Origin of the sequence: Duganella margarita, from assembly GCF_009857535.1 — a bacterium.
Taxonomy (GTDB): Bacteria; Pseudomonadota; Gammaproteobacteria; order Burkholderiales; family Burkholderiaceae_D; genus Rugamonas; species Rugamonas margarita.
Window position 1 is genome coordinate 181,927 of the sequence record NZ_WWCS01000003.1, and the last position, 20,583, is coordinate 202,509.

Below are 20,583 nucleotides of genomic sequence, written 5' to 3' on the forward strand. Positions count from 1 at the left end.
TGGGTATTGGGCCTGCTGATGACCGCGCTGGCGGTGTTGCAGGTGTCGGGCGCGCTGCGCATCGACGCCGTCGAGCGCATGGACACCTTCTTTGCCGACCTGCGCATGCGGCTGGTCAAGCCGGTGCTGGACCCGCGCATCGTGGTGGTCGATATCGATGAAAAAAGCATCGCCGAAGTCGGCCACTTTCCGTGGAACCGCAAGATCGTCGCCCAGCTGGTCACGCAGCTGACCGGGCATTACGGCGTGGCGGCGGCCGGCTTCGACATCGTGTTCGCCGAGGCCGACAACACCTCCGGCTACGACGTGCTGGAGCAACTGGCGCAGCGCGAGCTGAAGGACGTCGGCGGCTTCGGCGCCCGCGTCGCCGGCCTGAAAGAACAGCTGGACTACGACGGCCTGCTGGTCAAGGCGCTGGAGGACCAGCCGGTGGTGCTGGGCTACAACGTGGCCGAGCACCAGCGCAAGGGCAAGCTGCCCGATCCCTTCTTCAACACCGATACGCTGAACGGCCGCGCGCTGCCGGCCATCACCTACAACGGCTACCTGGCCAACCTCGACCGCCTGCAGGACGCGGCGGCCACCGGCGGCATCTTCACCGCCTTGCCGGACCCGGACGGCATCCTGCGCCACACGGCGCTGCTGATGCGCATCGGTGACGGCTTTTATCCGACCTTGTCGCTGGCGACGGCGGCGGTGGCCCTGCAGGCGCGCGCCATCACGCCGCTGTGGGAAACCAATGTGGCCGAGCTGTCGGCCCGCCAGCGCGCCAACGGCGGGCTCGACACGCTGCTGATGTTCGTCGGCCAGAAAAAGGCGCCGATGCGCATTCCGGTCGGCGAGAACCTGTCCAACCTGATCGAGTTTCGCGGCGCCGGCGGGCCGAACGGCGGCGCCTTCCCGTACGTGTCGGCGGCCGACGTGCTGGCCGGCCGCGTCAGGAAAGAGGTGCTGGCCGACCGCATCGTCCTGATCGGCACCACCGCACCGGGCCTGCTGGACCTGCGCGCAACCCCGGTCAACAGCGCCTATCCCGGCGTGGAGGTGCACGCCAACATGATCAAGTCCATCCTCGACGGCCGCTTCAAGGTGCGGCCGGATTACGCCGACGGCATCGAGGCGCTCCAGGTGCTGGTGGCGGGCGGCGTGCTGGCGCTCGCGCTCGGGGTGCTGGCGCCGCTGCCGTCGATGCTGCTGGCGGCGGCCATGGCGGGCGCCGTGTTCGGCTTCAACTACTGGAGCTACACCGAGATGGACGCGGTGCTGAAGATGGCGATGACGCTGGTGCTGATCGCCGCCGTGTTCGTGCTGAACCTGGCCTGGGGCTATTTCTTTGAAGTGCGGCGCAATCGCGGGCTGGTCTCGCGCTTCGGCGAATATGTGGCGCCGGAACTGGTGGCGCAGATGGCCGAGAATCCCGCCCGGTACAACATGGACGGCGAAAGCCGCGAGCTGACCGTGATGTTCGTTGACGTGCGCGGCTTTACCACCATCTCGGAAGGGCTGACGCCGAAACAGCTGCGCGAATACATCAACCTGTACCTGACGGCGATGTCGGAAGACATCCGCAGCGCGCACCAGGGCACGCTGGACAAATACATCGGCGACGCCGTGATGGCGTTCTGGGGCGCGCCGGTGCATTTCAGCGACCACGCGCGGCGCGCGGTGGCCACCGCGCTGCTGATGCAGGCCAGCGCGCGCCGGCTGAATGATGACTTCATCGCGCGCGGCTGGCCGGCACTGAAGATCGGCATCGGCCTCAATTCCGGCCTGATGCACGTGGGCGACATGGGCTCCAACATCCGCCGCGCCTATACGGTGATGGGTGACGCCGTCAATCTCGGTTCGCGGCTGGAGGGCATTACCAAGGTGTATGGCGTCGGCATCGCGGTGGGCGAGGCCACGCGCGCGGCGGCGCCGGAATTCTGCTACCGCGAGCTGGACCTGGTGCGGGTCAAGGGCAAGAACGAGCCGGTAGCGATTTTCGAGCCGCTGGCGCTGGATGCCGAGGTGGATGACGCCACCCGCGCCGAACTGGCCAGCTGGCATGCAGCCCTGGCCGCCGTTCGCGCGCAGCACTGGGACGAGGCCGAAACGCAGCTTGCCGCATTGCAAGCACTGTCGCCGCAGCGCGGCCTGTACCAGTTGTACCGCGACCGCATCGTCCACTACCGCGCCCATCCCCCGGGCGACCGCTGGGACGGCGTTACCACCTACGACACAAAATAATACCTAAAAAGTAACAATCGACAGAATTACATGGCTAACCCGGCCAAGGCAGTTTACACTTCAATAAAATGTTTCCTCAGGGCTATTTTTGGGCCCGCATCTTACCCTCATAAATCGAATGTCATCCGTCATGCGTCACAACATGAAATATCAAATCACGCGCCTGCTTGCAGCGTCCCTTCTGGTCGCCGCAGTGGCATCGGCATGGGGCGCGGCCGATGACGGCATCATCCGCTTTGAGATTTCCCGCTTCGACGTCAAGGGCAACACCTTGTTGCCGCAGACCGAAATCGACGCCGTGCTGGCCGGCTACAGCGGCAAACAGCGCGACTTCGGCGACGTGCAGCGCGCGCTGGAGGCACTGGAAGCGCGCTATCACCAGCACGGCTACAACATCGTCACCATCGAGCTGCCGGAACAGGAACTGAATGGCGGCGTGGTGACCCTGCGCGTGGTGGAGACCAAAATCGGCCGCGTGACGGTCAAGAACAACCGCTATTTCGACGAGGCCAACATCCGCCGCAGCCTGCCGGCCTTGCAGCCGGGCCGCTCGCCGGACCTGAATGCCGTGTCGGCCAACCTGAAACAGGGCAACGAGAATCCGTCCAAACAGGTGGCAATGAAACTGCAAGGCGGCGAGCGCGACGATGAGGTCGACGCGCTGCTGGACGTCAAGGACGAGTCGCCGTGGAAGGTCATGGCCAACGCCGACAATACCGGCAGCGAGGGCACCGGCAAGACCCACGTCGGCGTGGTGCTGCAAAACGCCAACCTGTTCGGGCGCGACCATGTGGGCTCGCTGCAATACACCACCTCGGCCGAGGAACCGGGGCGGGTCAAGGTGTATGGCGCCGGCTACCATATCCCGCTGTATGAGCTGGGCGACTCGCTGGACTTGTTCGCCAGCTATTCCAACGTCGATTCCGGCACCGTCAGCGCCGGCTTGCTCAACCTGGCCGTCAGCGGCAAGGGCGCGGTGTACGGCGCGCGCTACAACCAGGCGCTGGCCAAGCGCGGCGAGACCGAGTCGCGGCTGTCCTACGGCGTGGATGTCAAAGCGTTCAAGAACAGCGTGCAGTACGACGGCGTTGAGCTGGGCAACAATGTGACGGTGCACCCGGTCAGCGTCAGCTACCAGCTGAATGCGCCGATCCCGCAGGGCGAGATCGGCGGCCAGCTGACGCTGCTGCGCAATCTCTCCGGCGGTTCCAATGGCGATCAGCGCGCCTTCACCGCTGCGCGCGTGGACGCCAAAGCGGACTACACCGTGCTGCGCTTCGCCGGCAGCGTCACCCGCGCGCTGGCCAGCGACTGGCAGCTGCGCGCCATCGTCAACGGCCAGTACACGCGCGACGCGCTGATTCCCGGCGAACAGTTTGGCGCTGGCGGCGCCACCTCGGTGCGCGGCTTCATCGAGCGCGAAATTTCCAACGATACCGGCGTCAGCCTCAACCTGGAGGCGTACACGCCCAACCTGTGCCCGCGCGGCGGCTGGAATTGCCGCCTGCTGGGCTTCTACGACACCGCCTACGTCAGCCGCAACAATGCGCAGCCGGGCGACCTCGATACCACCACCATCGCCAGCGCCGGCCTCGGCGCGCGCCTGGTGCTGTCGACCTATGTGAATCTGCAACTGGACTATGGCCATGTGACCAAGGCCGGCGTCACCACCCGCGCTGACGCCAATCGTCTGCACCTGCGCCTGGGCCTGGCTTACTAAGTAAAGAAGAGACAAGATGAAACCGACCCCCCGTTTTAACTTGCGCCGCAAAGCCCTCGCCGTGATGGTGGCGGCCTGTTACGCCGGCGCCCAGGCGGCGCCCGTCAATCCGACCGTGGTGGCGGGGCAGGCGAGCTTCAGCCAGCAGGGCAAGACCTTTACGATTACCAATACGCCGAACGCCATCATCAACTGGCAGGGTTTTTCGATCGGCGCCGACGAGATCACCCGCTTCATCCAGCAAAGCAGCGACAGCAAGGTGCTGAACCGGGTGACCGGCGTGGACCCGAGCCTGATCCTCGGTTCGCTGCAATCGAACGGCAAGGTGTTCCTGATTAATCCGAACGGCGTGGTGTTTGGCGCCGGTGCGCGCGTGGACGTCAACGGGTTGGTGGCGTCCAGCCTGAATATTTCCAACGCCGATTTCCTGGCGGGTAAAAACACCTTCACAGCCGGCGACGTCGCGGGCAAGGTCAGCAACCAGGGCACGATTACCACGCCGTCCGGCGGCCAGATCTTTCTGATCGCGCCGTCGGTGGAAAACAGCGGCGTCGTCACCGCGCCGAATGGCGATGTGGTGCTGGCGGCCGGTCACAGCGTGCAGCTGTTCGATTCCAAAGATCCGAATGTGCAGGTGGTGGTGTCGGCGCCGGCCGACCAGGCGCTGAACCTGGGCAGCATCGTGGCGCAGGGCGGCCGCGTGGGCGTGTATGGCGCGCTGGTCAATCAGCGCGGCGCGATCAACGCCAACAGCGCGGTGCGCGGCGAGAACGGCAAGATCGTGCTCAAGGCCAGCGGCACCACGCTGGTGGAGGCAGGCAGCGTGACCAGCGCCACCGGCAGCGACCAGAATACCGGCGGCGATATCCTGCTGCTGGGCCGGCAGGTCGGCGTGACCGGCAATGCGGTGGTGGACGCCAGCGGCGCGGCCGGCGGCGGCAAAGTTTTGGTCGGCGGTGATTACCAGGGCAAGAACGCGGCGGTGGTCAACGCCGAGTCGACCTTCGTCGGCAAGGACGTGGTCATCAGCGCCGACGCCACGCAGAGCGGCAACGGCGGCACGGTGGTGGTGTGGAGCCAGGATGCGACGCGCATGTATGGTGCGCTCTACGCGCGCGGCGGCGCGCAGGGCGGCAACGGCGGCCAGGTGGAAACCTCGGGCGATTACCTGGACGTGGCCGGCGCGCGGGTGAATACCGGCGCGGCTAACGGCAAGACCGGCAGCTGGCTGCTCGATCCGCTGGATATCGAGGTGGTTGGCGGCACAACGCTCACGCAGCTGAGCGACGTTGCCACCTTTGGCGTCAGTCTGCTTACAGACCTGACGTCTATCGGCGCCGGCTTGATTACGCAATCCTCCTCCAACGTCGTGCTGCAAGCCAAGCGCGACGTCACGATCAGCAGCGCTATTTTGAACGACTCCAGCGCCTCGCTGACGGTACAGGCCGGTAATGACATCAAGGTCAACGCGCCGATCTACATGGGCGGCGGCGTGACGCTGACCGCGAACGACGCGGCCAGCGGCAGCGCCTCCGGCATCGGCGGCGTTACGCTGGCCAGTGCCGCCAACAACGCTTACATCCTGCGCACCGGCGGCAAGAACGCGACGCTGACGGGCGCCTACGTCAACATCGACGGCAAGGTGGATCTGGCCGGCGGCAACCTTGACGCGCGCGCCAACGTGGCCGGCGGCGCCATCACGTTGGGCGCCAACAGCAGTGTGGCGACCAGCGCCAGCAGCGCGGCGGTGCTGTCGTTCGTGGCCGACAATATCGTCCTGAACGGCGCCAGTGGCACCGTCGGCAGCGGCGCCAGCGATGGCAACGATTCTGTCTCGTTTGCGGCCTACACGGCCGGCCGCGGCATCACGCTCGGCGGCAGCAATGCCAACACGCTGAACCTGAGCGCAGCCGGGCTTGGCTCGGTGTCGACCGGTACGCTCACCATTGGTAATGGCGCCGCTGGCGCGGTGACGGTGGCTGGTCCTATCGACCTGAGCGGCAGCAGCAGCAGTGGTCAGTTGAACCTCACCGGCGCCTCGATCGCGGTCAACGACACACTGACGGTGGCGCGGGGGCTGAATCTGAATGCGACGAATAGCGTCAGCGGCACCGGCGCGATTACCGCCGGCAGCTTGAGTGCCAACGGCGCCAGCGTCGCCCTGACCGGCGCCAATAATGTCGACAATATCTCCGGCTCTGCGCGTACCGCGGGTTTCAGCTTCAACAGCCTGGGCGATATGAATATTAGCGGCGACATTTCGGCCGTCACCGGTATCACTCTCAATTCCGGCGGCGGCATTCAGCAGACCGGTTACTCTGCACTGACAGCAAACTCGTTGGCGGTGATGGCGGCCGGCGCGGCGCGGCTTAACGGCTCCTCCAACCAAATCGCGGCGCTGGGCGCGACCAGTGTCGGCTCCTTGTCCTTCAGTAACAGCGCCAGCCAGCTGCTGACGCTGAATGCCATCACGTTGACCGGCAATTATGGCGACGGCGCCATCAGCGTCCACACCAATGGCGATCTGCTGGTGTCCGGCGCGTTGAATGCCAAGACGCAGAGTGTGACGCTGATGGGCGCCAACATCACTGGCAGCGGCGTGATCACTGCCAGCTACCTGAACGTCATTGCGGACAGCAGTGTCGGCCTGAGCGGCGCCAACCTGGTCGATCGCGTCACCGGTAGCTCCAATGGCAACTTCGGGTATAGCGGTGCCGGCGATTACGTTGTGAGCAATATCGACGCCGGTCAGAACAATATCGCGCTGGCGGGGCCCGGCAACATTTCCCAGACTGTCGATGATGGCGCACTCCGCGCGCTGTCGCTGAGTGTAAGCACGCCAGGCGAGGTGAGCCTGCTGGGGAATAATCACATTACTGCGCTTAGCGCCAACAATGTCGGCTCGCTGTCGTTCAACAACGGTCAGGCGCTGACGCTGGGCAATGTTGCGCTGAGCAGCAGCGCATCGACCGGCGCGATCAACGTGGAGGCGACTGGCATCACGGTGAGCGGTACCTTGAACGGCCGCGCACAGAAGGTGTCGTTGTCGGGCGGCTCCGTGGTGGTGAATCAGGCCGGCTCGGCCGGCACCTTCGAGATCGGCGCCGATGCACTGACGCTGGCGGCGGACTTGACATCCAGCTACGCGATTGTGCATCCGTACAGTAGCGACTACAAAATGGTGATTGGTGCGAACACTGGCTGCGGAGGCGATTGCCTCGCGGTGAGCAATCTGTGGCATCTGTCAGCGCCCAGCGTGACGATGGGTTCGACCGATGCCACGCTCAACGTCGGCAATATCACGGTGGCCGGCATCATCGGCGGTAACGGCGGCACGCTGGCCACCCGCAACGCCGCGACCACTCGCATTGCGTTGTTCAGCAATGGCGGCAACATTACCCAGACCGGCGCCATCGCTGTGCCGGATCTGGCGTTGCAGACGTCCGGCAACATCATGCTGACCAGTCCGGGTAATTCGGTCAGTAACCTGGCGGTGGCGCAGACTGGAAGCGGGCACCTGCATTTTGCCAACACCGGGACGCTGGCGATTGCGCAGCTTGATGACATCGATGGTGTGAGCAGCAATGGCGACGTGTTGCTGTCGGTGACGGGCGGTGGCGTGGTGCGCGGCAGCGGCACGGCGCTGACGGCGGATGCACTGACGTTGAACACGACCGGCGGTGTGGGCGCCAGTGATGCCCCGCTGGTGACCGAGGTGTCTGAGCTGACGGTGACCAACACCGCCGGCAGCGGCAGCACGGCGGGGATTTATATCGCCAACACCAATCACAATACGCAGATGATGACGGTGCATGACGTTAAGCAGGTGGCCACCGTCGGCGGCAATGGCGGCGCCATCAGCATCGATAATACCGGCGGCATGAAGATCGCCGGCGCGGTGGCGACCAGCACCGGCGCGATCACGTTGCAAACGCATAGCCCACTGGAGATTGACGGTTCCGTTACGTCGGACAGCGGCAATATCACGCTGGCGGCGGGCACGGGCTATGACGTCAGCAATACGATTACGCTCGGCGGTGGTGCTCTGGTGAAGTCGATTAGCGGGCATGTGTCCGTGACGGCGACGGGTTATTCAGCCGGGGTCGGTCAGGTGTTGGACGTGGGCGGGGAGGTGATTGCGACGCTGGTGCCTGCACCGACGCCGACGCCGACGCCGACGCCGACGCCGACGCCGACGCCAACGCCGACGCCAACGCCAACGCCGACGCCAACGCCAACGCCAACGCCAACGCCAACGCCAACGCCAACGCCAACGCCAACGCCTGTCCCGACGCCGGTACCTACGCCAACGCCGGTACCTACTCCGGTACCTACTCCGGTGCCAACGCCGGTGCCGACTCCAGTGCCAACGCCGGTGCCGACTCCAGTGCCAACGCCGGTGCCGACTCCAGTGCCAACGCCGGTGCCGACCCCAGTGCCAACGCCGGTGCCGACTCCAGTGCCAACTCCAGTGCCAACGCCGGTGCCGACTCCAGTGCCGACTCCAGTGCCAACGCCGGTGCCGACTCCAGTGCCAACGCCGGTGCCGACTCCAGTGCCAACGCCGGTGCCGACCCCAGTGCCAACGCCGGTGCCAACCCCAGTGCCAACGCCGGTGCCGACCCCGGTGCCGACCCCGGTGCCAACGCCAGTACCGACGCCTGTACCTACTCCGGTGCCAACGCCTACACCAACGCCGCCGCCATCGGCCGACATCTGCACCATCGCGCCGAATTCGGCGTTGTGCCAGGTACTGTCGCCGCCAACCGCTTCTGAGCCTGTCAAGCCAGTCCAACAGGCCTCCAACGAGGTCATTAAAACCTTGGCGAGCAGCGAAGGTACGCCAGGCGGCAGTTCGTCCGGCGGCTCGAGCGCGGGCGGTACCACGACCTCGTCCACGCCTGAAGACAGCAAAAAGGGCGACAAGGTAGCAGTAACAAACGACCAGACCGGAACGAAAAATGAACCAATCAAAAAGACTTACTGCAATTAGGGCCTGGCTGGCGTTGATGCTGTTCTGGGTGGCCGGCGCCAGCTGGGCGGGCCAAGTAGCAGGCACCATCGTGCAGTTAAGCGGACCGCTGATGGCCAAGCGCGCCGACGGCGCGGTGCGCATCCTGTCGATGAAATCCGAAGTGGAAAGCGGCGACACGCTGGTGACCGAAAAGAACACCTACGCCATGGTCAAGTTCATCGACAACAGCGAGATCACGCTGAAGCCGTCGACCACCTTCAAGGTGGAGAATTTCGCCTACGATGCCGACAAGCCCGATGGCGACAACGCTTCCTTCAACCTGGTCAAGGGCGGCTTGCGCTCGGTGACCGGCCTGCTGGGCAAGCGCAACAAGGAAAAGTTCTCGCTGAAGACGCCAAGCGCCACCATCGGCATCCGCGGCACCACCTTTGTCGCCGAGTGGGTGGAACCGACCGAGCAGGCGGTGGCATACGCCGCTGCCCAACGGCAGGCTTGGCTGATGGCCAGCACTGCCGGCTTGGAAGACACCTATCCGCTGCAGCCGCTGCTGCTGGCGCAAGCCGCCATTCCAGCGCCAGGCACGTCCGCGCTGCCGCCGGGACTGTACGTTCAGGTGATCGACGGAATGATCAACCTGACCAATAAGGGCGGGGCGCAGAACTTTACCGCCGGCCAGTTCGGCTACACGGCGAGCCCGACGCAGCCGCCGGTGATCGTACCGAAGAACCCTGGCCTTCAATTCACGCTGCCGCCGGCCTTTGCGCAGCCGGCTGCCCCGGCTGGCGGGTCCACCACGCCACCCAAGTCCAATACAGTGGATTGCGAAGTCCGCTAAAAAAACCTTGACCTTCCAATCGTGGGATACTTGATGCTGTAGCTATGTAAATACAGTATCGGGTGGCCCATGAATCAGCAAGCGATCAAAATTGACGGGATGAGCTGCGCCTCCTGCGTTGGCAGGGTGGAGCGGGTGTTGGCGGCCGTGCCGGGCGTCGATAAAGTCAGTGTCAACCTCGCCACCGAAATGGCGCGCGTGGAGTCGGCCCAGCCGGTCGATTTTGCCGCGCTGGCGCTGGCGATCGACAAGGCGGGCTACCAGGCCTCGCTGCCGCCGCCGGAGCCGGGCGCCGCGCCTGTCATCGACGCAGCGGCTGTTGCGGGCGACGGCGTTGCGCCGACTGCGCGCGGCTTCCTCGCAGCCCTCACGCCGACCGGCGGCACGGCCGTCCTGCTGGCCGCGCTGTTTTCCCTTCCCCTGGTTTTTCCCATGCTGCTGGAATTGGCCGGCATCCACTGGATGCTGGATGGCCGCCTCCAATGGCTGCTCGCCACGCCGGTGCAGTTCTGGCTGGGCGCGCGCTTCTATCGCGCCGGCTGGCTGGCGGTGCGCGCGCGCAGCGGCAATATGGACTTGCTGGTCGCCCTTGGCACCACTGCGGCATATGGCCTGAGCGTGTATCAGCTGCTGTCTGCCGGCGCCATGCCGCATCTGTATTTTGAAGCGTCGGCGGTGGTGATTACGCTGGTCTTGCTGGGCAAGTGGCTGGAAGCGCGCGCCAAGCGTCAGACCGCTCAGGCGATCCGCGCGCTGCAAACCTTGCGGCCTGAGTCGGCGCGCGTGCGTCGTGGCGGGCAGGATGTGGATGTCGCCATTCATGAGGTGCGCGTGGATGACGTCATCGTCGTGCGTCCCGGTGAGCGCATCGCTGCCGATGGTGTGGTCAGCGAAGGCGCCAGCCATGTGGACGAGGCGCTGATTACCGGCGAGAGCCTGCCGGTGGCCCGTCACGCCGGCGAGCGCGTGACGGGTGGCGCCATCAATGGCGAAGGTTTGCTGCTGGTGCGCGTGACGGCGGTGGGGGCGGAAAGCACGCTGTCGCGCATCATCCGGCTGGTGGAGGACGCGCAGGCGGCCAAGGCGCCGGTGCAGCATCTGGTGGACCGCGTCAGCGCGGTGTTCGTGCCGGTGGTGCTGGTGCTGGCGCTGCTGACCTTTGGCGGCTGGTGGCTCTATGCCGGCGACGCCGAGCAGGCCATCATCAATGCGGTGGCGGTGCTGGTGATTGCGTGCCCGTGTGCGCTGGGGCTGGCGACGCCGGCCGCCATCATGGCCGGCACCGGCGTGGCGGCGCGCTACGGGATTCTGATCAAGGACGCAGAGGCACTGGAACTGGCGCACCGCATCACCACCGTGGCCTTCGACAAGACCGGCACGCTGACCGAAGGCCAGCCGTCGCTGGCCATGCTGGCTCCCGCGCCGGGCGTCGACGAAGCGCACCTGCTGCAACTGGCGGCCGCCGTGCAGCGCGGCAGCGAACACGCGCTGGCCCGCGCCGTCCAGCAGGCCGCCGCGCAAGCTACCGCCACCGGCGACGAGCACACGGCAGCCGCGCCTATTGCCTTCCAATCCGCCCAAGCCGCCGGCGTCACGACTGCCACCGCGACGGACGTTTCCGCGCCCGCCGCCGCTCCACTGCTGGCGTCCGACATCAGCGCCTTGCCTGGACGCGGCGTGATGGCCACCGTGGCTGGCGCCCGGCTGCTGCTGGGCAGCACGCGCCTGATGCAAGAACAGGGCATCTCACTCCAAACGCTATCCGTCCGCGCCGAAGAACTTGAACGCAGCGGCCACACCATCTCCTGGCTGGCCGACGCCACCACCCACCAGCTACTCGGCCTGCTGGCCTTCGGCGACCGCATCAAGCCCCAATCCCAAGCCGCCATCGCCGCGCTGCACGCGATGGGCATCCACACCGTGCTGCTCACCGGCGACAATCAGGGCAGCGCCAACGCCGTCGGCCAACAGCTCGGTGTGCAGCGCATCGTCGCCAACATGCTGCCGGCCGATAAAGCCAGCACCATCGCCGCCCTCAAACTGGAAGGCGGCACCATCGCCATGGTCGGCGACGGCATCAATGACGCGCCCGCGCTGGCCGCCGCCGATGTCGGCATCGCCATGTCGAGCGGCACCGACGTCGCCATGCACGCCGCCGGCATCACATTGATGCGCGGCGATCCGGCATTGGTGGCCGCCGCCATCTCCATCTCGCGCCGCAGCTACAGCAAGATCCGCCAGAACCTGTTCTGGGCCTTTATTTATAACCTGATCGGCATCCCGCTGGCCGCCTTCGGCCTGCTCAACCCCATGGTGGCCGGCGGTGCGATGGCACTCAGCTCGGTCAGCGTGATCAGCAACGCGCTGTTGCTGCGCCGCTGGAAACCGGAGGACCGCACATGAATATCGGACAAGCCGCAACGGCCACCGGCGTCTCGGCCAAGATGATCCGCTACTACGAAAGCATCGCCCTGATCCCTGCCGGCAAGCGCAGCGACGCCGGCTACCGCATCTATGCCGACAGCGACCTGCACACGCTGCGCTTCGTCAAACGCGCGCGCCTGCTGGGCTTCTCGCTGGAGCAGATCCGCGGCCTGCTCTCGCTATGGCAGAACAAGGAGCGCGCCAGCGCCGACGTCAAGACCATCGCCATGGGCCACGTGGCCGAACTCAATCAGCGCATCGCCGAGCTGACCGAAATGCGCGACACCCTGCAAACCATGGCCAGCTGCTGCCACGGCGACCAGCGTCCTGATTGCCCCATCCTGCAAAGCCTGGGCGATTGACGGCCCTGCCGAAGCACGTATAATCCCGGCACGTTTTGGTGCTCGCGCGTCTGTCCGGATGCGCAGTTAAACGGGAAACAGGAAGCCGTCAACGGCCTGCCTGTGCTGCCCCCGCAACGGTCAACAAGCGTCGTCGCAGGACGACACTCCGCCTCGCAATACCACTGTGCTTCATGCATGGGAAGGTCAGGCGGATTTGCTTGCCAGCCCGGATACCGGCCAAACAGGGGGAAATGCCGCAGGCATTTCTATTCAATCCGCTCACGGGGAGGTGAGTGGCTTGCTTCTGAAAGACCTCAATGATCTACAAATCGATTGTCGCGTTGGCGACTGTCCTGCCTTGCGCCGTCCATGCCGACCCCACCGACAACACAGTTCAGGTGCGCGGCCATTACGATAACGGCGTCGGCACCTCCAGCGCCGCCAGCCAGGGCGCGGTAACGGCGGAGCTGATTGCCAACCGTCCCGCCTTGCGGCCGGGAGAATTGCTGGAGTTTGTGCCCGGCGTGATCGTCACGCAGCACAGCGGCGACGGCAAGGCCAATCAATACTTCCTGCGCGGCTTTAACCTCGACCACGGCACCGACTTCGCCACCTTCGTTGACGGCATGCCGGTCAACATGCGCACCCACGCGCACGGCCAGGGCTACACGGATCTGAACTTCCTGATCCCGGAACTGGTCGATCGCATCAACTACAAAAAAGGCCCTTACTACGCGGACGAAGGTGACTTCGCATCCGCCGGCGCGGCGCATCTGACGCTGGCGAACAAGCTGCGCGAAAACACCGCCAGCCTGTCGTTGGGCGAGAACCAGTATTACCGCTCGGTGGTCACCGGCTCGACGCCGCTGGGCGCCGGCAATCTGGTCTACGGTTTAGAACTGGGCCACAACAACGGCCCATGGGTGGAGCCGGAAGCGTTCCACAAAAGCCTGGGCGTGCTGCGTTACGCGCAAGGCGCCAGCGATGACCAGTTCAGCGTGACCGGCATGTTCTACAAGGGCGCCTGGCATGCGAGCAATCAGATCCCGCTGCGCGCGGTGCAGAGCGGCCAGATCGATCCGTTCGGCGCGATCGATCCGACCGACGGCGGCGAGACCTCGCGTTACAGTCTTTCCGCCACCATGCGCAAGCGCACCAGCGACACGCTGTTCCAGGCGAATGCCTACGTGGTGCAATCGAGTCTGACGCTGTACAACGACTTCACCTACTTTCTTGATGATCCGGTCAACGGCGACCAGTCGCGCCAGACCGAGAAGCGCCGCATGGCAGGCTTCGACGTCGGCCAGACGTGGTTCGGCCAATGGGGCGGCCTGGATGTCAGCAACAAGGTTGGTTTGCAGGGCCGCTATGACGACATCTCGCCGCTGGGCCTCTACAAGACGGCGCACCAGCAAACGCTGGGCGTGGTCACCGAATCGAAAGTGAAGGAAGCCAGCGCCGGCGCCTATGTCGAGAACACCGTGCAGTGGCTGCCGTGGATGCGCACCACGGCCGGCCTGCGTTACGACCGGTACCGCTTTGACGTAGATAGCAATATCGCCGAGAACTCGGGCAACGTCAGTGCCGGTACCACGTCGCCGAAATTCTCGGTGGTGCTGGGGCCGTGGGCCAAGACCGAATTCTTCGTCAACTACGGCGAGGGCTTCCACAGCAACGACGCGCGCGGCACCACCGTGCATCTGACGCCGAAGGAGCGTGAGCCGATCGACCCGGTCAAGCCGCTGGTAAAAACGCGCGGCGCGGAAATCGGCGCGCGCACCGAATTTCTCCCTGGCCTGCAAAGCTCGATGGCGTTGTGGAAGTTGCGTTCCGACTCGGAGCTGGTGTTTTCCGGCGACGCCGGCGATACCTCGCCGAGCCGCGGTAGCTACCGTTCCGGCATCGAGTGGAATAACCATTACATCGCTAATTCCTGGCTGCTGTTCGATCTGGACATGGCGTATTCCCGCAGCCACTACACCGAGCATGATCCGGTGGGCGATTACATTCCCGGCGCGATCGGCAAGGTGGCGTCGTTTGGCGCCACCATCATGGATCTGGGGCCGTGGTCGGGCGCTTTCCAGATGCGCTACTTCGGACCGCGTCCGCTGATCGAAGATAACAGTCAGCGTTCGGCCAGCACGGCGATCGCGTATGCGCGTGTGGGCTATCAATTCAACCGCCGCTGGACGGTGCAGCTGGACGCCTTCAACCTGTTCGACCGCAAAGCCAGCGATGTGGACTACTACTACGCCTCGCGCCTGCCGGGCGAGCCGGCGCAAGGTGTGGACGACATCCACTACCATCCGGCCGAACGCCGCACCTTCCGCCTGACGGTCAAGACCAAGTTCTGAATCGGGCTACGCCATGGTGGCGCCGGTGCTACCATGGCTGCATGACGACTCCATACCAACTTTATTATTGGGACGGTCTCCAGGGCCGCGGTGAATTTGTGCGGCTGGCGCTGGAGGAAGCCGGCGTGCCGTATGTGGACGTGGCGCGCAAGAAGGGCGGCATGTCCGCGCTGAATGCGAGCCTGGATGGCGAGCAGGTGGCGCATCCATCGTTTGCACCGCCGGTGCTGCGGGTCGGCGACATGCTGATCGGGCAGACCGCCAATATCCTGCTGTATTTAGGTGCGAAGCATGGACTGGCGCCGCGTTCGCAGGACGGGCGCTTGTGGGCCAACCAGCTACAGCTGACCATCGCCGATATCGTCGCCGAGGCGCACGATACGCATCATCCGGTTTCTTCCAGCGCGTACTACGAGGACCAGAAGAAGGAAGCCAAGACGCGCGCCAAGGATTTCCGCGAGAAGCGCATACCGAAGTTCCTCGATTATTTTGAAGGCGTCATCGAGCGTAATCCGGGGCGCGGCGGTTACGCGGTTGGCTCGCGGCTGTCGTATGTGGATTTGTCGCTGTTCCAGCTGCTCGATGGGCTGGCGTATGCCTTTCCCAATACGATGGCGAAACTGGCGCCATCGTATCCCGGCCTGTTTGCACTGCACGCCAAGGTAGCGCAGCGTCCCAACGTTGCAGCCTACCTCAACTCGAAGCGCCGGATTCCGAATAACGAGACCGACATCTTCCGCCACTATCCGGAGCTGGATAAATAATTACGCTGCGCTGGTGACCGGGTAGCCGGCGTCAGCGATGGCGGATTTCAGCGGGGCGAGCGGGGTGGTGCTGTCGATCATGACGGATTTGGTGGCCAGGTCGATCTCGACTTTGGCGCCGGCGTCGATAGCTTGCACGGCCTTGGTGACGGCGCCCACGCAGTGGCCGCAGCTCATGTTTTCTACTTGCAGCTGATACATCGCATACTCCTTAAACAGTTTCATTACCTGTACTTTAATCCTTCCTGCCATGGGAAGGTCAAGCGTTCATTTGGGAGGGTTGGCATGGCAACTTTGGAGCGGGCGATTGCCATCGCCGCAGCGGCGCACGCGGGGCAGGTGGACAAGGCGGGCCAGCCGTATATCCTGCATCCGCTGCGCGTGATGCTGCGTGTCGCCACCGAGCATGAACGGATGGCGGCGGTGCTGCATGATGTGGTGGAGGATACCGATGTGACGCTGCACGCGCTGGCGGCGGAAGGCTTTGCACCTGAGGTCATCGCGGCAGTGGAGGCGCTGACCAAGCGTCCGGGCGAGTCGCGCATGCAGGCCGCCGAGCGCGCCGCTGCCAATCCGATCGCGCGCGTGGTCAAGCTGGCGGACAACGCCGAAAACATGGACCTGAGCCGCATCGCCAACCCCTCCGCCACGGATTACGCGCGGCTGGAGGAATACAAACTGGTACGCGAAGCGCTGCTCCGCGCCGGCTAGTGCGGCAGCGATCAGGGCGGTGTATGATTGCTAAATTCTCAACTCGCCGTGATGATCGATGAACATACCCCGTTTGGTGCTTTTATTTGTAGTGGCATGCTGCTGTGGTTATCGAGCATGCGCTGCGGCTGATCTGCAATCCAATCCGGAATTGCGGGCGATGAATAAGGCGGATGCCGCAGACCGGGAGCCGGATAAGATCGACTGGGCGGTGGTCAACGCCAAGGATGCACAGCGGCGCCAGCGGGTGTCCGAGATGCTGGCGCATGGCGAGATCCGGACGGCGGAAGATTTCTACTTCGCCGGCATGATCTATCAGCATGGCGAGGGGCCGGAAGATATCCGGCTGGCGCAGGCGTTTGCCACCATCGCATCCAAGCTGGAGCCGGAACATCCCGCGCCCAAGTGGCTCATCGCCGCATCATGGGACCGCTATCTGATGTGGAAGAAATTACCGCAGTGGTATGGCACGCAGTACCAGGTCTCCAAAGAGGGCGTGCGCACGCTCTACCCAGTCGATCCCACCGCGGTCACCGACGCCGAACGCGCCGCCTTCCACGTCCCCTCGCTGGCCGAGGCCATGGCGGAGGTGAACAGCGAAGCGTCTCATGACTGAGGCTGTGTTGAGATTGCGCATTGGGTGGCGCGCCGGAACGCGCTAGCCTCTTTGAATGACTAGCGAAGAACTCATCAAGTTGCTCAAGTTGAATGGCTGGCGTCACGTTTCGACGCACGGTAGCCACCATAAGTTCGTTCATGCTGAGACGGGTAAAAGTGTTGTCGTGCCACATCCAAAAAAGCATTTGGCAGTTGGGACGGTGCGCGCTATCTTGAGACAGGCGAATTTGAAGGGGAGGGGATGATGCTTTATCCGCTTTATGTGTGGAAGGATGAAGACAGCGCTTATGGCGGCTGCTTTCCTGACTTGCCGGGGGTGTTTACAGCGGCCGACGAGCTGACTGATTTGCCGCTGATGGCGCAAGAGGCTGTGCTGGCGCATGGGGAACCGATCCCCGCCGCCACCACCATCGATCATTGGCGCAACGATGCGCAATTCCATGGCGGCTTCTGGATGCTGGTGGAGATTAATCCTGCGGCGGGTCGTCCAGGCGAGCCAGGTCGAGGCTGACCAGGGCCCAGATGCCGCCGGCGTAGTCGGGTTCCTGCGACAGGGTTTCCACTTCCGACGGCCGGATTTCGAAGGCCTTGCCTTGTTCCACCAGCTGGCCCACGTGGCCGTAGATGGCCTTGGTGGCGTTGCTCATGGCGGTGCCCACCGTGTCGCCCGTGGTCACGCAGCCGGGAATGTCCGGCACCGTTACGCCGTACTTTTTGGCGCCGATGGTTTTCTGGATCAGGATAGGGATGTCCATGATGACTGACCTCTGTAGGACGCGAAATCCGGGCAAAATCAATAACTTGGAATCTTAGTGTCATACAGGATGCAGACGGTTTCAAGCACTTTTTCAGACAAGTGTTTACCCCGCTATTCGTGGTTTTTGCGCGATTGACATCGCCTGTTGCCTCAGATAACATTCTGTTCATGCATTAAAGAATTTAAAAGTGTATAAAAGAAACACCAATTCGCCAAGGTCCCACACCCCCGTACCTGGTTAAGCCTCACCGCTTCTCAACCATTTACCTACAGGGACCATCATGAAATACGCCAAACTCGCCGCACTCGCCGTTGCACTCGCTTACGGTAGCGCAGACGCCGCTGTCATCACTTTCCAGACCGGTACGTCGAACGCCGGTGCGCAAACCACCGCCAACGCTTATCGCGATATCGTCGATGCCGCTGTTGCCAATTCGTCGCATTCAACCGTACTGAAGAACTACGATATCGTCTCCAACCAGTCGCTGTTCGGCGCCGGCGCCACCAATATCGCCTTCAAGTCGACCATCAACTTCGGCCTGAGCGCGGCTGGTACCTATTCGTTCCGTGCCGGCGTTGACTTCGGCAACGGCGGTGCGGTGTTCCTGGATGGCCAGGCGGTCGATCTGAAGACCGGCGACCTGTGGTGGGCGCATGACTACGCCAACACCAACTCGGTGTTCAGCGTCAGCAACAAGGCGCTGACGGCCGGCAACCACACGCTGACGATCTACGGCCTGGAAGGCTGCTGCGACGGCGGCCAGCAGGTGCAGTATTCGGCCAACGGCGCCGCGTTCCAGAGCTTCAGCGCCAGCACCCTGCAAATGGCCCCTGTGCCTGAGCCGGAAACCTACGCCATGATGCTGGGCGGCCTGGGCGTGGTCGGCGCCATCGCCCGCCGCCGCCGCGCGAAACAGCAGGCGTAAAAAAACTCAGCCCCGCCGGCATTGCTGCGGGCGGGGCTGAGCGGATCGAACTAAACGATTTATACCATTACAGGACTTCGCTGGCATGATCCGCCAGACGCGAACGTTCGCCGCGCGCCAGCGTCACGTGACCGCTGTGCGACCAGCCCTTGAAGCGATCGACCACATATGTCAGGCCGCTCGAACCTTCGGTCAGGTATGGCGTGTCGATCTGTGCGATATTGCCCAGGCAGATAATCTTGGTGCCCGGACCGGCGCGCGTCACCAGCGTCTTGACCTGTTTCGGCGTCAAGTTCTGCGCTTCGTCGATGATCAGGAACTTGTTGACGAAGGTACGGCCACGCATGAAGTTCAGCGACTTGATCTTGATGCGCGAACGGATCAAGTCCTGCGTTGCCGCGCGGCCCCACTCGCCGCCATCCGAATCGGACTTGTTGAGCACTTCCAGGTTGTCGTCAAAGGCGCCCATCCACGGCGACATTTTCTCTTCCTCGGTGCCCGGCAGGAAACCGATGTCTTCGCCGACCGGCACCGTCACGCGGGTAACGATGATTTCGTTGTAGAGCTTGGTTTCCAGCACTTGCGCCAAGCCGGCGGCCAGGGCCAGCAGGGTTTTACCCGTACCGGCCTGGCCCAGCAGCGTGACGAAGTCGCATTCCGGATTCATCAGCAGGTTGAGCGCGAAGTTCTGTTCGCGGTTGCGCGCGGTCACGCCCCACACGTTGTTCTTGTTGTGGCTGAAGTCGCGCAGGGTTTGCAGCACGGCGGTCTTGCCGTTGATCTGCTTGACCTGGCCATAGAACGGCGCTTCGCCATTCTTTGGCTCCAGGAACACGAACTGGTTGACCAGCATCGACGGCACGAACGGCCCGGTCACGCGGTAGAACGTGGCGCTCTGGCCGTTCTTGTTCTCCTGCCACGACTCCAGGTCCTTGGCGTGCTTGTTCCAGAAGTCTTCCGGCAGTTGCAGGATGCCCGAGTACAGCAGGTCGGTATCTTCCAGCACGTGGTCGTTGAAGTAGTCTTCCGCCGGCAGGCCCAGTGCGCGCGCCTTGATGCGCATGTTGATGTCTTTCGACACCAGCACGATGGCGCGGCCTTCCTGCTCCGATTCCAGCGAACGCACCACCGACAGGATCTGGTTGTCGGCTTTGCCCGACGGCAGGCCGACCGGCAGTTCGGCCGTTTGCAGACGGGTCTGGAAGTACAGGCGGCCCTTGGCGTCCTTGTTGCCCAGCTTGGACAGTGGGATGCCGTTCTCGATGGCGTCGTCGTCGGTGTTGGAGACCAGCGCGTCCAGCGTGCGCGAGACCTGGCGTGCATTGCGCGCCACCTCGGTCATGCCTTTCTTGTGGTTGTCCAGCTCTTCCAGCGTCATCATCGGCAGGTAGACGTCGTGCTCTTCAAAGCGGAACAGCGACGATGGATCGTGCATCAGCACGTTGGTGTCCAGCACGAACATCTTGGTGGCGCCGGTCTGGTCGGCATTGCGGCTGGTGGACGACTTGATCGCCACCTCATGGGCCTTGTGCTTGGCCGGATGCGGCGCTTCGGCGTTGATCGGCGTGACCTTGCCGCGCGGCGATGGCTTGCCCTTGGCTTCGACGGCGTCAGCCGCCGCTTGCAACACGGCCGGCGCGGCTTTCAGCACGGCGGCCACGGCTTTGGATTTGGCTGGGGCAGGCGCTGGCGCCGGCGTTGCCACGGCGGCGGGCGCTTTGGCGGCCACCGGTTTTTTTGCTACAGGAACGGCTTTGACGGTCGCCGCTTTCTTCGGCGCTGGTGCTGGCTCGGGCGCGATATCGGCCACTGCCGCGAGGGCAGGGGTAGCGCGGCCGGTGGCCTTGGGGTAATCTTTTGCCAACAGTATAGTCGCTGGCTTACTTGGTATTTTTGGCAGTGGCATCAGGATCTCAATCGAAAGAT

16 protein-coding genes and 1 riboswitch are annotated in these 20,583 nt (G+C 63.9%); of the genes, 13 read left to right on the plus strand and 3 right to left on the minus strand.

Translation table 11 applies throughout. The annotated features are described in order from the left end of the window. Positions 1-18: 18 nt before the first annotated feature. The 8 genes from GTP55_RS05710 (at position 19) to GTP55_RS05750 (ending at position 15,645) form a co-directional block, all read left to right on the plus strand. Positions 19-2,229 carry a CHASE2 domain-containing protein gene (locus GTP55_RS05710; protein WP_161044248.1) on the plus strand — a complete coding sequence of 737 codons (2,211 nt, stop codon included), beginning with the start codon at positions 19-21 and terminating at the stop codon, positions 2,227-2,229. A 142-nt stretch (positions 2,230-2,371) separates the two neighbouring features. Beyond that, the gene (locus GTP55_RS05715; RefSeq protein ID WP_161043988.1) at positions 2,372-3,949 is read left to right on the plus strand and encodes a ShlB/FhaC/HecB family hemolysin secretion/activation protein; all 1,578 of its coding nucleotides are present in this window, start codon (positions 2,372-2,374) and stop codon (positions 3,947-3,949) included. Between the two features lie 16 nt (positions 3,950-3,965). After that, entirely contained in the window at positions 3,966-8,942 is a 4,977-nt protein-coding gene (locus GTP55_RS29775) for a beta strand repeat-containing protein (protein WP_229257761.1), read from the plus strand. Then, positions 8,911-9,759, plus strand: coding sequence for a FecR family protein (locus GTP55_RS05730; RefSeq protein WP_161043989.1), 849 nt, complete (start codon positions 8,911-8,913; stop codon positions 9,757-9,759). The genes GTP55_RS29775 and GTP55_RS05730 overlap by 32 nt, the downstream gene beginning before the upstream one ends. Positions 9,760-9,828: 69 nt before the next feature. Next, the gene (locus tag GTP55_RS05735; protein WP_229257762.1) at positions 9,829-12,162 is read left to right on the plus strand and encodes a heavy metal translocating P-type ATPase; all 2,334 of its coding nucleotides are present in this window, start codon (positions 9,829-9,831) and stop codon (positions 12,160-12,162) included. Beyond that, positions 12,159-12,545 (plus strand): Cu(I)-responsive transcriptional regulator, encoded by a 387-nt coding sequence (gene cueR / locus GTP55_RS05740; RefSeq protein WP_161043990.1) that lies wholly within the window; start codon positions 12,159-12,161, stop codon positions 12,543-12,545. Before GTP55_RS05735 ends, cueR begins: the two co-directional genes overlap by 4 nt. A 19-nt stretch (positions 12,546-12,564) precedes the next feature. Further along, positions 12,565-12,783: riboswitch (cobalamin riboswitch) on the plus strand. Between the two features lie 61 nt (positions 12,784-12,844). Then, complete coding sequence (locus GTP55_RS05745) at positions 12,845-14,881, plus strand: TonB-dependent receptor (protein WP_161043991.1); 2,037 nt, start codon at positions 12,845-12,847, stop codon at positions 14,879-14,881. A 41-nt stretch (positions 14,882-14,922) separates the two neighbouring features. Then, positions 14,923-15,645, plus strand: a complete 723-nt coding sequence (locus GTP55_RS05750; protein ID WP_161043992.1) for a glutathione S-transferase — start codon at positions 14,923-14,925, stop codon at positions 15,643-15,645. Here the strand turns inward: GTP55_RS05750 and GTP55_RS05755 are convergent, their stop codons facing one another. Beyond that, on the minus strand, positions 15,646-15,846 hold the full coding sequence (locus GTP55_RS05755) for a heavy-metal-associated domain-containing protein (RefSeq protein WP_161044250.1): 201 nt from the start codon (positions 15,844-15,846) through the stop codon (positions 15,646-15,648). An 84-nt stretch (positions 15,847-15,930) separates the two neighbouring features. On the opposite strand from GTP55_RS05755, the gene GTP55_RS05760 reads away from it, so the two are divergent. From GTP55_RS05760 to GTP55_RS05775, 4 genes are all read left to right on the plus strand, one after another. After that, complete coding sequence (locus GTP55_RS05760) at positions 15,931-16,356, plus strand: HD domain-containing protein (protein ID WP_161043993.1); 426 nt, start codon at positions 15,931-15,933, stop codon at positions 16,354-16,356. Between the two features lie 160 nt (positions 16,357-16,516). After that, complete coding sequence (locus GTP55_RS05765; RefSeq protein WP_161043994.1) at positions 16,517-16,972, plus strand: hypothetical protein; 456 nt, start codon at positions 16,517-16,519, stop codon at positions 16,970-16,972. 55 nt (positions 16,973-17,027) lie between these two features. After that, positions 17,028-17,219, plus strand: coding sequence for a type II toxin-antitoxin system HicA family toxin (locus GTP55_RS05770; protein ID WP_161043995.1), 192 nt, complete (start codon positions 17,028-17,030; stop codon positions 17,217-17,219). Next, on the plus strand, positions 17,216-17,485 hold the full coding sequence (locus GTP55_RS05775) for a type II toxin-antitoxin system HicB family antitoxin (RefSeq protein ID WP_229257763.1): 270 nt from the start codon (positions 17,216-17,218) through the stop codon (positions 17,483-17,485). Before GTP55_RS05770 ends, GTP55_RS05775 begins: the two co-directional genes overlap by 4 nt. Here the strand turns inward: GTP55_RS05775 and GTP55_RS05780 are convergent. Next, positions 17,442-17,729, minus strand: a complete 288-nt coding sequence (locus GTP55_RS05780; protein ID WP_110844507.1) for a type II toxin-antitoxin system HicB family antitoxin — start codon at positions 17,727-17,729, stop codon at positions 17,442-17,444. The genes GTP55_RS05775 and GTP55_RS05780 overlap by 44 nt on opposite strands. Before the next feature lie 283 nt (positions 17,730-18,012). Between GTP55_RS05780 and GTP55_RS05785 the strand changes: the two genes are divergently transcribed. After that, positions 18,013-18,657: a CCXG family PEP-CTERM protein gene (locus GTP55_RS05785; RefSeq protein ID WP_161043996.1), complete on the plus strand. Its 645-nt coding sequence runs from the start codon at positions 18,013-18,015 to the stop codon at positions 18,655-18,657. Between the two features lie 67 nt (positions 18,658-18,724). On the opposite strand, the gene GTP55_RS05790 is transcribed toward GTP55_RS05785, so the two are convergent. Further along, the gene (locus GTP55_RS05790) at positions 18,725-20,563 is read right to left on the minus strand and encodes a PhoH family protein (RefSeq protein ID WP_161043997.1); all 1,839 of its coding nucleotides are present in this window, start codon (positions 20,561-20,563) and stop codon (positions 18,725-18,727) included. Positions 20,564-20,583: the final 20 nt, after the last annotated feature.